General features: G+C 57.3%; 14 protein-coding genes. 7 read left to right on the top strand and 7 right to left on the bottom strand.

The features are described from left to right. Nucleotides 1–28 precede the first annotated feature (28 nt). From AC2FFP_RS06145 to AC2FFP_RS06155, 3 genes are all read left to right on the top strand, one after another. Nucleotides 29–1024, top strand: a complete 996-nt coding sequence (locus AC2FFP_RS06145) for a GT-B fold glycosyltransferase domain-containing protein (protein ID WP_496766736.1) — start codon at nt 29–31, stop codon at nt 1022–1024. A 72-nt stretch (nt 1025–1096) separates the two neighbouring features. Beyond that, complete coding sequence (locus AC2FFP_RS06150) at nt 1097–2389, top strand: O-acetylhomoserine aminocarboxypropyltransferase/cysteine synthase family protein (RefSeq protein WP_496776453.1); 1293 nt, start codon at nt 1097–1099, stop codon at nt 2387–2389. 3 nt (nt 2390–2392) lie between these two features. Continuing rightward, the gene (locus AC2FFP_RS06155) at nt 2393–3103 is read left to right on the top strand and encodes a GNAT family N-acetyltransferase (protein ID WP_496880815.1); all 711 of its coding nucleotides are present in this window, start codon (nt 2393–2395) and stop codon (nt 3101–3103) included. 2 nt (nt 3104–3105) lie between these two features. On the opposite strand, the gene AC2FFP_RS06160 is transcribed toward AC2FFP_RS06155, so the two are convergent. Next, nucleotides 3106–3801, bottom strand: a complete 696-nt coding sequence (locus AC2FFP_RS06160; RefSeq protein ID WP_496766740.1) for an SIMPL domain-containing protein — start codon at nt 3799–3801, stop codon at nt 3106–3108. A gap of 164 nt (nt 3802–3965) precedes the next feature. Between AC2FFP_RS06160 and AC2FFP_RS06165 the strand changes: the two genes are divergently transcribed. Next, a complete protein-coding gene (locus AC2FFP_RS06165) occupies nt 3966–6122 on the top strand; it encodes a hypothetical protein (RefSeq protein ID WP_496843981.1) in 2157 nt (718 codons plus the stop codon). 66 nt (nt 6123–6188) lie between these two features. Here the strand turns inward: AC2FFP_RS06165 and hppD are convergent, their stop codons facing one another. Then, the gene (gene hppD, locus AC2FFP_RS06170; RefSeq protein WP_496766746.1) at nt 6189–7286 is read right to left on the bottom strand and encodes a 4-hydroxyphenylpyruvate dioxygenase; all 1098 of its coding nucleotides are present in this window, start codon (nt 7284–7286) and stop codon (nt 6189–6191) included. Nucleotides 7287–7432: 146 nt separating this feature from the next. On the opposite strand from hppD, the gene AC2FFP_RS06175 reads away from it, so the two are divergent. Together AC2FFP_RS06175 and AC2FFP_RS06180 are read left to right on the top strand one after the other, a co-directional pair. After that, nucleotides 7433–7888: an Lrp/AsnC family transcriptional regulator gene (locus tag AC2FFP_RS06175; protein ID WP_496844049.1), complete on the top strand. Its 456-nt coding sequence runs from the start codon at nt 7433–7435 to the stop codon at nt 7886–7888. Between the two features lie 19 nt (nt 7889–7907). Further along, entirely contained in the window at nt 7908–9788 is a 1881-nt protein-coding gene (locus tag AC2FFP_RS06180) for a monovalent cation:proton antiporter-2 (CPA2) family protein (protein ID WP_496722288.1), read from the top strand. 28 nt (nt 9789–9816) lie between these two features. On the opposite strand, the gene cobT is transcribed toward AC2FFP_RS06180, so the two are convergent. After that, the gene (gene cobT / locus AC2FFP_RS06185; RefSeq protein ID WP_496843982.1) at nt 9817–10830 is read right to left on the bottom strand and encodes a nicotinate-nucleotide--dimethylbenzimidazole phosphoribosyltransferase; all 1014 of its coding nucleotides are present in this window, start codon (nt 10828–10830) and stop codon (nt 9817–9819) included. 79 nt (nt 10831–10909) lie between these two features. On the opposite strand from cobT, the gene cobS reads away from it, so the two are divergent. Continuing rightward, complete coding sequence (cobS, locus tag AC2FFP_RS06190; RefSeq protein ID WP_496766752.1) at nt 10910–11674, top strand: adenosylcobinamide-GDP ribazoletransferase; 765 nt, start codon at nt 10910–10912, stop codon at nt 11672–11674. Here the strand turns inward: cobS and AC2FFP_RS06195 are convergent. The 4 genes from AC2FFP_RS06195 to AC2FFP_RS06210 form a co-directional block, all read right to left on the bottom strand. Next, nucleotides 11671–12438, bottom strand: a complete 768-nt coding sequence (locus AC2FFP_RS06195; RefSeq protein ID WP_058277667.1) for a potassium channel family protein — start codon at nt 12436–12438, stop codon at nt 11671–11673. The genes cobS and AC2FFP_RS06195 overlap by 4 nt on opposite strands. A gap of 116 nt (nt 12439–12554) precedes the next feature. Next, entirely contained in the window at nt 12555–13073 is a 519-nt protein-coding gene (locus tag AC2FFP_RS06200; protein WP_496766754.1) for a CarD family transcriptional regulator, read from the bottom strand. A gap of 285 nt (nt 13074–13358) precedes the next feature. After that, nucleotides 13359–13697 (bottom strand): ferredoxin FdxA, encoded by a 339-nt coding sequence (fdxA, locus tag AC2FFP_RS06205; RefSeq protein WP_058273871.1) that lies wholly within the window; start codon nt 13695–13697, stop codon nt 13359–13361. A gap of 66 nt (nt 13698–13763) precedes the next feature. Further along, entirely contained in the window at nt 13764–14129 is a 366-nt protein-coding gene (locus tag AC2FFP_RS06210) for an RNA-binding S4 domain-containing protein (RefSeq protein WP_496738733.1), read from the bottom strand.

Genomic DNA, 14129 nt, shown 5'->3' on the forward strand with positions numbered 1-14129 from the left:
GGCACCCACAAGTACTGAAAGTCACCGGATGCAGGCCAGCGCCCCGAAATTCAACATCGTTATCATCGGGCAAAACAACCGTCTGCAATACGAAGCCCTTTTGTTTGCCGCCTCGCTGCGGCACAGCAGCCCTGATTTTTCCGGTCGACTGTTCGTGGCTGTTCCACAACCCGGTCCACGCTGGCCGCAGGACCCTACCATCCAGAACGAGGATCTGCTGAAAGCACTCCGTCAGCTGGATGCCGAGATCTTGCCGTTCGAAAACAAAGTATTTGGCGCCAGTTACCCTTATGGCAACAAGATCGAAGCTTTGCTGGCCATGCCCGAGGGTGAGCCCTTTGTGTTTTTCGACAGTGACACACTGATCACCGGCGATCTGACCAGCGTCCCCTTCGACTTTGACCGCCCCGGCGCATCGCTAAGGGTCGAAGGAACCTGGCCCAAACCAACCTTGTATGGTCCTGGACTGGATGGGATCTGGAAGGCGCTTTATCAAAGGTTCGGACTGGATTTCGACAGCTCGCTGGATACCAGCCAACCGGTGGATTACTGGCGGCGCTATCTGTACTTCAATGCCGGGTATTTCTTTCATTCCTGCCCTCACACCTTCGGAAAGCGCTTTCTGGACTATGCCTGCACGATCCGCGACGGCGAAATCCCCGAGATGGCAGGACAGAATTTTGACCCCTGGCTGGATCAGGCTGCACTGCCGCTGGTTATCCACTCGTTCGGCGGCGGTCGCGATGCCCTGCCCGCAGGTCTTCTGGACGGATCGGTCAGCTGTCATTACCGCCTGTTCCCCCTGCTCTACGCCCGTGAAAGCGATCACGCTGTCGCGGTGCTGGAAACCGTGGTTGCGCCAAACCGGGTCAAGAAGGTCCTCAAGGGATATGACCCGATCAAGAAGCTGGTTCTGCAGCGCAAAGGTCACAAGATCAGGGACATGTTCGACCGCGAGAACCTTCCCAAACGCGAGCAGGTTATTCGCAACACGATACGCAAGAATGGTCTTTGGATGCGCTGACAGGAATGTTGTCTGCGCGCGCCCAATCGCCTAGAGATTCAGCAACGCACTTTCCAACAGGAGATTTCCAAGATGTCTGACGGCCCCACCTACGGTTTTGATACGCTTCAAATTCACGCGGGCGCCCGACCCGATCCTGCAACTGGCGCGCGTCAGACACCGATTTATCAGACGACAGCCTATGTGTTCCGCGACGCGGATCACGCGGCCGCCCTGTTCAACCTGCAAGAAGTTGGTTTCATCTATTCCCGCCTGACCAACCCCACCGTGGCCGTTCTGCAGGAACGTGTCGCCACGCTGGAAGGCGGCGTCGGCGCGGTTTGCTGCTCGTCAGGTCACGCAGCACAGATAATGGCGCTGTTCCCGCTGATGGGTCCGGGCTGCAATGTGGTCGCCTCGACGCGCCTCTATGGCGGCACGGTCACGCAGTTCAGCCAGACCATCAAACGCTTTGGCTGGTCTGCCAAGTTTGTCGACACCGATGACCTGGACGCCGTGAAAGACGCAATCGACGAAAACACCCGTGCGGTGTTCTGCGAATCCATTGCCAACCCCGGCGGCTATGTCACTGACATCCGCGCGCTGGCGGATGTGTCTGACGCTGCGGGCATTCCGCTGATCGTCGACAACACCTCGGCCACGCCATACCTGTGCCGCCCGATCGAACACGGCGCGACTCTGGTCGTGCACTCGACCACCAAATACCTGACCGGCAACGGCACCGTCACCGGCGGCTGCATCGTGGATTCGGGCAAATTCGACTGGTCAGCAAATGATAAGTTCCCCTCTCTCAGTGAGCCGGAGCAGGCGTATCACGGCCTTAAATTCCATGAGACCTTCGGCCCGCTGGCCTTCACTTTCCACGGAATTGCCATTGGCCTGCGCGATCTGGGCATGACCATGAACCCGCAGGCGGCACACTATACGCTGATGGGAATCGAGACCCTGTCTTTGCGGATGGAGCGTCACGTCGAAAACGCACAAAAGATCGCCGCATGGCTCGAGGCGGATGACCGCGTGGAATATGTCACCTATGCCGGACTGCCATCGTCGCCGTACCACGATCGGGTGAAGACGCATTACAAGAAGGGCGCGGGAGCCCTGTTCACCTTCGCGGTCAAGGGCGGCTATGACGCGTGCATCAAACTGGTCAACGCGCTTGAGATTTTCAGCCACGTGGCCAACTTGGGTGATGCAAGGTCGCTGATCATTCACTCTGCCTCGACCACGCATCGGCAGCTGACCCCGGAACAGCAAGAGGCCGCAGGCGCTGGCCCCGGCGTTGTGCGGGTGTCCATTGGTATCGAAGACGCCGATGACCTGATCGCCGATCTTGATCAGGCGCTGGCCAAAGCGTCGGCCTGATCCATGAGCGGGCACAACACCAATGATCTGGGCCAACCCATCGGATTGCCGGTAACGGGCGATTTCCCTCGCCCTACACCACCTTACACGCCGATGGAGGGCCGATATTGTTCCGTTGTCCCGCTTGATGTTAACAGGCATGCGCCCGGGTTGTTCCGGGCGTTTGCCAACGACACGGATGGCCACAACTGGACCTACCTTGCCTATGGACCGTTCGACGGCGAACGCGAGTTTGAGGATTGGACCCGTGAGACCTGCATGGATTCCGATCCGATGTTCCACACGGTACTGGATAGCAACGAAACGCCGGTGGGTATGGCTTCATTTCTGCGGATTGACCCGGCGGCGGGTGCGATCGAGGTGGGACACATCCACTTCTCACCCTTATTGCAGCGTAGCCCGCAATCGACCGAGACTATGTTCCTGATGATGCGGCGCGTGTTCGATGAGTTGGGCTATCGCCGTTACGAATGGAAGTGCGACGCGCTGAACGCGCCGTCCTGTCGCGCGGCCGAGCGTTTGGGCTTTACCTTTGAAGGTATTTTCCGACAGGCCACCCATTACAAAGGTCGCAACCGGGATACGGCGTGGTATTCCATCCTCGACAGCGAATGGCCCCGCATCCGCAGCGCCTTTGAGGATTGGCTCTCGCCGGACAACTTTGACCAGACGGGCCAACAAAGGCAACCTTTGAAGGCCCGCGCAAGCATCTGAGGTTACTCAGAGATTTCGAATTCCATTGTGACGGTGACCGAAACGGACACCTCGCCACCTGCGACCGCTACACCACCTGCATCCGCAGCGCTGAATTCCCGCATCATGGCCACGGCGCGCGCGCCACCGACCTGTTCGCTGATCTCTTGAACTGGTCCGAGTGTCACGTTAGCCGCCTGTGCCAACTGCTCGGCCTTGGCGGTCGCTTCGGCCACAGCGTTGGCCCGCGCCTGCGCTTGCAACGGTTTCGGATCCTGCACGCCAAAGCTCAACCCGCCAAAATCATTGGCTCCATCCTGGATAACCGAGTCCATGATCGTACCAAGCTGCGACAGGTCACGCACACGTACTACGACTCGGTTCGAGGCGACAAAACCGGAAATCTCGGGTCGATCTCCGCTGGCGCTGTTCCGGTTGTTCCAAACCGGCGACAAAGACACATCGCGGGTCTGCACATCACGCGTTTCGATCCCAAGTTCCTGCAACCGGCTCAGGACCTGAGACACCGATTCCGAAGTGGCCTTCATCGCGTTTGAGGCCTGCCCGTCTTCATTGGTCACGCCCAGAGTAATAGTCGCCATATCAGGCGCGGCCTGCACGGTTCCCGCCGCGTCAACGGTGATGCGACGTTCTTCCGCATGGGTCATGCCCGCAACTGACATCGTCAGAACTGCAGCTAGAAAAGCGATTTTATTCAAGGTCTTCCCTCCAATTTTCTTTCTTCCAACATGGGGTGGCGGGGGTCTGCCGAACAAGGGGAAAGACCGGCTTTTTCTTTCCCTCGGCGGGATCCTGCTTTAATGTCGCTCTGCGGGCGAATGATCGTTTGCACAGATGCTGACAACTATGGTTTTTCCGGATTATGAAACCCGCCTTTGCGCTGTCTTTTTCTTCGACCGGAATATCCTTGCACCACCATTCGGATGGTGACTGGTACTGCATTGGCGAGGTTGCTCTGGATGCGCCCGACCTGAATACGCAGATCATCGCATTGCGGGATCAGGGCTTTGCCCTTGAAAACGACCTGAACTGCAAGCTGGTGATACCAGCGGATCAGGTACGATTTTTGTCCGTATCAACAGAGGGCCTAAGCCCCGAGGAAAGCGCTGAAAAAGTGCGGGCGGAACTGACCGAGGCAACTCCCTATGCGCTGGATGAGCTCGCCTTCGACACCGCAACCGTCGGTCCGACAACCCATATTGCCGCTGTCGCCAGGCAAACCTTGGATGAGGCCCGGACATTTGCCGCCGAGCACGGGTTTGTTCCGGTACAGTATTCAACCCCGACCGAGGGTCAGGAATACCCGGCTGAACCTCGGTTCGAAATCGATGCCCCAGACACGGTCATTGCTGCGGAACCGTTCGAGGTTGAGGATTCTGCCAAAACTGATGAAGGACCTATCGCAGACACGATTGCAGATTCCGAGACCCCGACAGAGTTTCCTTCAGTCCCCGTCACGGCCGGTGCTGTGGAAACGGTTGAGGTAGAAGAGTCCGCAAAAGAAAATGAAGCTGCCGCCGATCGGGCAATCGTTTTTACCGAGCCCCAAACGGAGCTTCCTTCCGCGCCCAATGCGACCGCGGCGGTGGACCCCGGTGAGGGCGAAGAACCCGCCAAAGAACATGATGGCCCTGCCATTCACGCGATCGCTGATACCGAGATCCCACCAGAGTTTCGTTCAGCGCCCAACGCGAACATTGCTGCCGAAACGAAAGCCACACACCCAATCAACCGCTACGCCGTTCCAGCTGCGGCAGCCGCTCTCGTTGCCGGTATTGCCCTGACCGTGTGGTCGTTGACCGGATCTGACGACACCGAACCCTCAGTATCCGAGGCGGTTTCGATTGAAGAAACTGTGCGAAACCCCACACCTGACGAGCAGATCGCCGAAACACAGGAGGTTGACGGCGATCCGGAGCTTGAATTCGAGCCTGAGGCGGCCGCAACCGCGCCAGAGGAAGAGCAGCAAACCGAACCTGTTGAAGAAACCGCCGCTGATCTCAGCGCGACCGATGCTGCAATCCTCGAAGCGCTGAATGTGGCACCGACGCAGGTTGAACCGGTGGGACAAGAGGCTGAGCCCATAGAAATCCCGTCACAGGTGGGCATCGAGATATTTGCCCCTGATCCTTTGCCCGATCCGATCCTGGAATCGGCAGAGGACCTGTATCTGGCATCCCTGGACAGCACTGAGTTGTCGCGGGACGCGGTGGCGCTGCCCCCCGTCAGCAGCTTCGAAACTGACCTGCCGTTTGAGCAAAACGCCCTGCCCGCGCAGGCCGGAGTCCAGTACGAACTGGACGAACGCGGCCTCGTCACGCCTTCAGCCGAAGGAACCCGGAACCCCGACGGAGTGGTCGTTTACCTTGGCCGACCAGCCAAGGTTCCCCCGGCAGTTCCGGTTCGGTTCGAACAAGAGCCGATTGAGGAAGATCCTACAGCCCGCTTAGCGCAGAAAAGGCCAAATCCACGTCCCGCCAATTTGCTGGAAAGCTTTGAACGGCAACAACTTGGCGGACGCACACGCGAAGAACTGGCGGTTCTGCGTCCGAAACTGCGCCCCAAGTCCCTGCAAAGCAGCCCTCAAATCGACGAAACGCCGACGGCTTTGGCTGTTGTCCGCGTTCCGCGCCCCAAAACACGACCAGCCGGACTTGCCCGCCCGGCCAGTACAAACACAAGCACCGCCAATCTTGGATCGACTGCAGCGGTCGATCAAAGCTCGGACGAAGCTGGTTCTTTCCAACCAAAGGCCGTGGCACCGAAAATCCCGTCGACCGCCTCGGTGGCGCGGCAGGCGACCATCGACAATGCGCTCAATCTGCGCAAGCTGAACTTGATTGGGGTTTACGGGACCCCGGCCAACCGGCGCGCGCTGGTCCGGTTGCCCAGTGGTCGGTACAAAAAACTGAAAGTCGGAGACAGGCTGGACGGCGGCAATGTTATCGCCATTGGCGACAGCGAATTGCGATACCAAAAGCGCGGAAGAAACCTGACGTTGAAAATGCCGCGAAGCTGACGGTTCAAAAAGCAAAGGCGGTCGAGGGATATCCCCGACCGCCCTTTGGTGAATTACTTTACGCCGTTAAGCAGCTGAAATTTCACCGCTTTCGATCTGCTCGCGTTCGATGGATTCGAACAGGGCCTTAAAGTTCCCTTCACCAAACCCATCATCGCCTTTGCGCTGAATGAACTCGAAAAAGATCGGACCGATCACGGTTTTTGAGAAGATTTGCAGCAAGATCCGGGTCTCGCCACCGTCCAGCACGCCCTCGCCATCGATCAGGATGCCGTGCTTGATCATCCGGTCCAGAGGTTCATCATGATCCACGACACGTTCCTTAGACATGTCGTAATAGGCCTGGTTCGGACCCGGCATAAACTTCAGGCCCTTTTCCGCAATCGCATCGGTCGAGGCGTAAATATCTTCACTACCCACTGCGATATGCTGAATACCTTCACCCTTGTACTTCTTGAGGTATGATACGATCTGCCCGGTTTCGCCCCGGTCTTCGTTGATCGGAATACGAATACGACCACAAGGCGATGTCAGCGCGCGGCTAAACAGGCCAGTGAATTTACCCTGAATGTCAAAAAAGCGGATTTCGCGGAAGTTAAACAGGCTCTCGTAGAATTTGAACCACTTATCCATGTTGCCCTTGTAGACGTTGTGCGTCAGGTGATCGAGGTAATAGAACCCATCGCCGCGCGGTTTGGACTGTTTGTTCCAGGTGAATTCCTGATTGTAAGGCGATGTTTCATAATACTGATCGATGAAATAGATCAGCGAACCGCCAATACCCTTGATCGCTGGGGCCTCCATGGTCTTGTCCGCCGCGTCATAAGGTTCAGCGCCTTTTGACACCGCGTGTTCATAGGCTTTCTGCGCGTCCACGACACGCCATCCCATCGCAGGGGCACAGGGGCCGTGTTCTGCCACGAACTTAGCGGCAAAGCTCTCCGGGTCGGCATTCAGGATGTAGGTCACGTCCCCCTGCTGCCACAGCTCAACCAGTGGCTTGTCCGTGTGGTGTCCGACCAACTCGAACCCCATTTTGGCGAAAAGGTCGCGCAGTTCTTGCGGCTCAGGGTGGGCGAATTCGACAAATTCAAACCCATCGGTTCCGGCTGGATTTTCAGGGCTGATGACAGATTTCGGGGCGTTGTGCGGGAAAGGACCCATGGCGCGTCTCCGTAAAAACAGGAATTTCTTTGCTGATTCCAAAATACGCCTTACCAAGCGCTGTTTCTGCGCATAGTTTTCGTGTAAACTATGATCATATGCGTAAATCACGCATGAACTTGGGAAATTTTGGAGAAATTCCGCATATGCTGGATTCCACCGATACGCGTCTGCTGTCTGCCTTGCAAAAGGACGCACATCTGACCGCGCATCAATTGGGTGAAATGCTGAACCTGTCACCAAGCCAGGCCGGGCGACGCCGTCAGCGGCTTGAGGCCGAAGGCTATATCACCGGATATGCGGCACGGCTGGATCCCCTAAAACTTGGTCTGCAGGTCCAAGGGTTCATTCAGGTGCATTTGGGCACACATGGCCCGGAACAATCCGCAAGTTTTGCCCGCATGGTCGACACCTGCGCCGAAATCACCAGCGCCTGGACGATGACCGGAGAGGCAGATTACCTGCTGCACGTGTATTGCGACGATCTTTCCGCGCTCAACCGCTTGCTTCACCAGGTGATACTGCCGCATCCTGCAGTGGCACGGGTGCACAGCCAGATCGTGATGGACCAACTTAAACGCGACGCGCCATTGCCCACCTGACCGGACCGAGAGGACAAACATGGACGATTTCCTTTACCAGGCTTCGATCTATCTGGCTGCCGCCGTGATTGCAGTGCCCTTGTCGGCACGTCTGGGGTTGGGTTCTGTTCTGGGTTATCTGGCCGCTGGCATCGTCATCGGGCCTGTCTTCGGGCTTGTGGGGGCCGAAACCGAAAGCCTGCAGCATGTAGCGGAATTCGGTGTGGTCATGATGCTGTTCTTGATCGGGCTAGAGCTTGAGCCGCGCGCTTTGTGGGACATGCGAGACCGGCTTCTTGGGCTAGGCGGCCTGCAAGTCTTGTTGTCGACCGCAGTAATCGCTGCAGTGGCCATGTATGCAAATCACCCCTGGTCGGTCGCCCTGGCCGTCGGGTTGACCTTATCACTGTCCTCAACCGCTATTGTTTTACAGACCCTCTCGGAAAAGGGTCTGATGCAGACAAATGGCGGGCGAGCGACGTTTTCGGTCCTGTTGACACAGGACATAGCCGTCATTCCCATTCTGGCAATGCTGCCGCTTTTGGCGCTGCCTGCAATGCCTCATATCGAAAGCGACGGCTCAATCGACCGCGGCGCGGACGCACTCCATGACGCGGGCCATCACAGCTTGTCACTGGTCGAAGGTTTGCCTGGCTGGGCTGTTACGCTGGTCACCATCGGCGCGGTTGCCTTTGTCATTCTGGCCGGTATCTACCTGACGCGCCCACTGTTCCGCTTCATCCACGCAACCCGGTTGCGCGAAATGTATACGGCGCTGGCGTTGATGATCGTCGTGGGAATTTCCTTCCTGATGACGCTTGTCGGGCTCTCCCCTGCTCTGGGTGCGTTTCTGGCGGGTGTTGTTTTGGCCAGTTCGGAATTCCGCCACGAAATGGAAAGCGACCTTGAGCCGTTCAAGGGCCTGTTCCTAGGCCTGTTCTTCATCACGGTCGGCGCCGGGATTGATGTCGGTTACTTTTTCAACGACCCGCTTGATCTGATCGGTCTTGCGTTGCTGGTCATTTTGGCAAAAGGCATCATCCTGTTTCTGGTTGGTCGCGCGTTCCGGTTGCGTGGTCGGGATCACTGGTTGTTCACATTGGGTCTGGCCCAAGCGGGCGAGTTCGGCTTTGTGCTGTTGGCTTTCTCAACGCAGCAAAACGTCATCCCGCCGGATTTGTCACAAAAACTGCTGATGATCATCGCCTTGACAATGCTGATCACGCCGCTGTTGTTCATCATCTATGATCTGATGTCGCGCCGTATGGGCGATGGCGCCGCGGAAGTCGAACCCGATGAAATCGACGAGAAAGGCCCTGTCATCATCGCCGGGATTGGTCGTTTTGGTCAGATCGTAAACCGGCTTGTTCGCGCCAGCGGCTTCAAAACCGTCGTTCTGGACCACGATATCGAGACAATCCAATTGATGCGCCGGTTCGGCGTCAAAGGGTTTTTGGGTGACCCTACGCGGCCAGAACTGTTGCGTGCCGCCGGGTTAGAAAAGGCTTCAGTCCTGGTCGCTGCGATGGATGATCCCAAGCAAGTCACGCGGTTGGTTGGCTTCGCCCGGCGTCAACGCCCGGATTTGCATATTGTGGCCCGCGCACGGGATCGTACCCATGTCTACCAGTTGTATCAGGCCGGAGCGAATGACATTGTCCGCGAGATGTTCGACGGGTCACTGCGAGCGGGCCGCTATGTTCTAGAAAACGTAGGTCTGAGCGAATACGAAGCGGCGCAGGCCGAGCAGACATTTTATCACCACGACCGTGCTTCTGTGCGTGATCTGGCAGAGCTGTGGATTCCCGGAATGCCAACCGCTGATAACAAAAAGTACATCGAGCGGGCGCGGCAGCTTGAAAAAGACCTGGAAACCGAGCTGTTGGAGCTGGCCGAGAAACACGCAAAGAAATCAGCCTGACCCGGTCTTGCCGGATCAGGCTGCTCGATCAACCGTCCGAAACACCTGCTTCGGCAAATGTCGCCATTCCGGAATGGCACGCGACGGCGCTTTTGAGAATGTTGATCGCCAGCGCCCCGCCCGAGCCTTCGCCCAAACGCAATCCAAGGCTCAACAGCGGCTCTTTGCCCAGCTTGGCCAATACCGCTGCGTGCGCGCCTTCGGCACTTTGGTGGCCAGCAACCGTGTGATCCAATGCGCCCTCGGACATGTTTGCCAGACAGGCCGCAGCCGCCGAGCAGATAAAGCCGTCAAGAATGACCGGGATATGCAAGGAGCGCGCAGCTGCGATGGCCCCGGCCATGGCCGCGATTTCACGCCCGCCCAGACGGCGCAAAATTTCCAGTCCGTCGCCGGAACCGGCGTGCAGGGCCACGCCTTCAGCCACGACGCGTGTTTTGTTAGCCAAACCGGCATCGTCTACCCCAGTGCCACGCCCGGTCCAGTCTGCGGCGTCGCCACCGAACAAAGCGCATGCGATGGCAGCCGCCGGTGTCGTGTTGCCGATACCCATCTCTCCAACCACAAGCAAATCGGCATTGTGGTCCACGGCGGTCCAGCCCACGCGCAGGGCCTCAAGCAATTCTTCTTCGGACATCGCGGGGCCCGCGGTGAAATCCGCCGTGGGCCGATCCAGATCCAGCGCGTGCACATTCATGGTCGCACCCGCTGCTTTGGCCAGCTGATTGATCGCCGCACCGCCATGTTCAAAGTTCATGACCATCTGCACGGTCACTTCCGGCGGAAAGGCGGATACACCTTGCGCTGTGACGCCATGATTGCCCGCAAATACGATTACCTGAGGGGCAGAGATCTGCGGCCGGGCATCCCCACGCCAGCCCGCATACCAAATTGCCAAATCCTCAAGCCGGCCCAATGCGCCGGGGGGTTTAGTCAGTTGTCCGTTGCGCTCGGCAGCACCTTGCAGCGCATTTCCATCCGGTCCCGGAGCGTTACTCAGGGCCTCGCGAAGGGTATTCAGGTCTTTTAATTCCGGCAGCATCCAAAGCCTCGTTGCATCAGAGTGGTCCTGTGTGTTTAACCGAAGCGTCCGATCCAACAAGACCCCGAAAGGCGCGGGAGTGAACAAAAACGACACCAAACTGTTTTCCGCGTGGGATTTTCCGCTGTCGCTGGTCCTGTTGACGCGTCTGCCGATGCCACGCCTACCGGAATATCTGTTTGCGCGGCAGGCCAATGCGGCCTGGGCCTTTCCCCTGGTGGGGCTGGTCGTTGGGGCGTTGGCCTGTACCGTCGGTTGGGCGGCCGGTGCATTCGGCCTGCCCGCGTTCGCCAGCGCCGTGATACTTGTGGCGGTGCTGGTGATCGCAACTGGCGCGATGCATGAAGACGGGCTTGCGGACACGGTTGACGGGTTTTGGGGCGGGTTCACCACCGAACGCCGCCTGGAAATCATGAAGGACAGCCATATCGGTGCTTACGGCGTTCTAACCCTGATCTTTACCCAACTGCTGCGCGTCGCGCTGATCGCCGCGCTTCTGTCGGCCAACGCATATGCGGGTATTCTGGCGGCCTGCATCATCTCACGCGCAGTCATGCCCATCCTCATGGCAGCTTTACCCAATGCCAGAAAAAGCGGGTTGAGCCATTCCGTCGGCGGCACAAAGACCGAGACAGCGGCGATCGGCTATGGCCTTGCGGTCATCTTATCTCTGCTGCTGATTGGACCAAGCGCGCTGATGGCAACGGTATTTTCCGCGCTGATCGTTGTAATCTTGGCACTCGTCGCCAAGACCAAAATCAAAGGGCAAACGGGCGATGTTCTGGGTGCCTCGCAACAACTGGCAGAACTCGCGTTCCTTATGGCATTGGTTGCAACGCTCTAAGTCGTCCCGCCTGTTTCGATCCTCAGGGTTTCGCCGCAGTGTTTGCAGTGAACTGCGTCAGGGTCATGACGGTAGAGGCCACAGTTGGAGCATTTGTGACGCACTTTCTGCGGCATGAAAATTGCCTGTGCCAACCGGACAAACAACGCCACGCCGACGATCATGATGAAGACCGAAAACAGTTTGCCCCCCGGGGTCGCCAGCGTAATGTCTCCGAACCCGGTGGTCGTCAGGGTTGCCATGGTGAAGTAAAGCGCATCGATATAGGCGTGCGGGCTGTTTTCTGGGATGAAGAACACCAAAACAGCGGTGGACGTGGCGAACACAAACACCAACAGGTTGATCGCCGCGATCACTGCGTCCTCATGCGTCCGGAAAAAATCGCTGTCCCGTCGCAGATCCCTTAGCAGGTGATAGGAATGGATCAGACGTAGCGCTCGTAAGATACGCAGGAACGCCAGATTCCACGGTAGAAACAGATCAAGAAACAGCGAAACGATCACTACAATGTCGGCCATCGTGTAGACTTGGCGCAGCAGCTTCCAGCGATCTTTCGAAATCCACATCCGCGCCGAAAAATCCAGCACGATGAAGAACCCAATGATCAGGCTGGCAACGGTGAATCCCGTGCCGTGTTCGCCATTTGCTGTGGCGACAAAGAAAACGATGGTGATCGCATCAAACAGGATCAAGCCATAGCGAAACCAGACGGAAATGGGGTCGTGGCCGATATATAGATATTTGACTGTCTGTTTTAGGTTCACTGTCTACGCGCCTCTTCTTGCTGGAAAATTAGCCGTAAACTGAGCTTTCACCAAGCCATCAACACGAAAAAGCCGCCCCCTTTCGGGAGCGGCCAGAAAATTGACTGGAGAAGCGATCAGGCAGCCGCGGCCGCGCGCGAGGTCAGAACCTCATCAATCTGCTTAGCCGCCGATACTTCCACTGCGCCGGACACAGCCGCGACTTCGCGGGTCAGGCGTTCCAGCGCGGCTTCGTACAGCTGACGTTCAGAATAGCTCTGCTCGCGCTGGTCATCAGTGCGGTGCAGATCGCGCACAACCTCGGCGATCGAGATCAGATCACCGGAATTGATCTTTTGTTCATATTCTTGCGCCCGGCGCGACCACATCGCACGTTTCACCTTGGCCTTACCCTTCAGGGTTCTCATCGCCTGGCTGATAACGTCAGGTGAGCTGAGGGACCGCAAGCCGGATTCGGTAACCTTGTTGGTCGGCACCCGCAGGGTCATCTTGTCTTTTTCAAAAGAAATGACGAACAGCTCGAGCGAGTATCCCGCGACTTCCTGCTCTTCGATCGAGATGATCTGGCCCACACCATGGGCGGGGTAGACAACATAATCGTTCGGGCGGAACTCAAGCTTTTTCGACTTAGACATACAGGTTCATCCTTGGTTACAAGAGAGAGGCAGAGACAACAAAAGACCCCAAACCGTGCCAACATCTGGTCCGGTCAGGCGGTAAGTTTGTCAAAAAATCAGAACTCCAAAGCGTACATACTTACGGAGTCATCCCCATCTCATTCATCATTCAGTTTCTGAGTATATCACAAAATTGCGACACCCGAAAGTCCGCCCCCCACAATGGTGAAGAAACCCCAGACTTTTCAAAGCGATACAGCAGAAGACCGCTATTCAAACCACCCGGTTCAGTTACCGAATCGCTTAACCGCCTTCACCGGGTGCTTCGGAGAAATACTTCTCCATTTTGCCCTCTTCGCCGTCACGCTCTTCCGCTTCAGGCAAGGGGTCTTTCTTGGTCACGATAACCGGCCACTGTTCCGAGAATTTTCGGTTGAACTCGACCCACTGCTCCATTCCAGGCTCAGTGTCGGGACGAATGGCGTCCGCAGGGCATTCGGGTTCACACACACCACAGTCGATGCATTCGTCCGGGTGAATGACCAATGTGTTCTCACCTTCGTAAAAACAATCCACCGGACACACTTCGACGCAGTCGGTGTATTTGCAGCCAATGCAGTTTTCGGTGACGACATAGGTCATTGTGGGATTCCCATTCTCGGTTTGGGCGTCTAGCTAATTCAGTCTGGCCTTCTCTTCAAGGTAGGATCAACCATCCCGGGGGCGAGAAAGATCAAGCGCGCGCCTATCTTTCTTTGTTGGACGACCCTTTCCCTCAAATCCCGGATTCTTAGGAGGCACGTCCTTCTTTTCCGTCATATCGAAGTATAACGTTTGTGCCTCGGACGCCGGGCCACGCCTTTCCCCCAGTGCTTCGACGCGTACTACGCGCACGATACGGCCTTGGGGGAAGGTCAGAACGTCACCGGGCCCAATGGCCTGTGCCGGCTTCAGAACCCGGTTTCCGTTCAATCGGACATGACCGCCGCTGACCTGTTTGGCGGCCAGGCTGCGGGTCTTGAAGAACCGCGCCTGCCACAACCATTTGTCGATCCGCAGCTTGGCCTCGGCCAT

This window comes from Ruegeria sp. YTSC004, assembly GCF_059609805.1.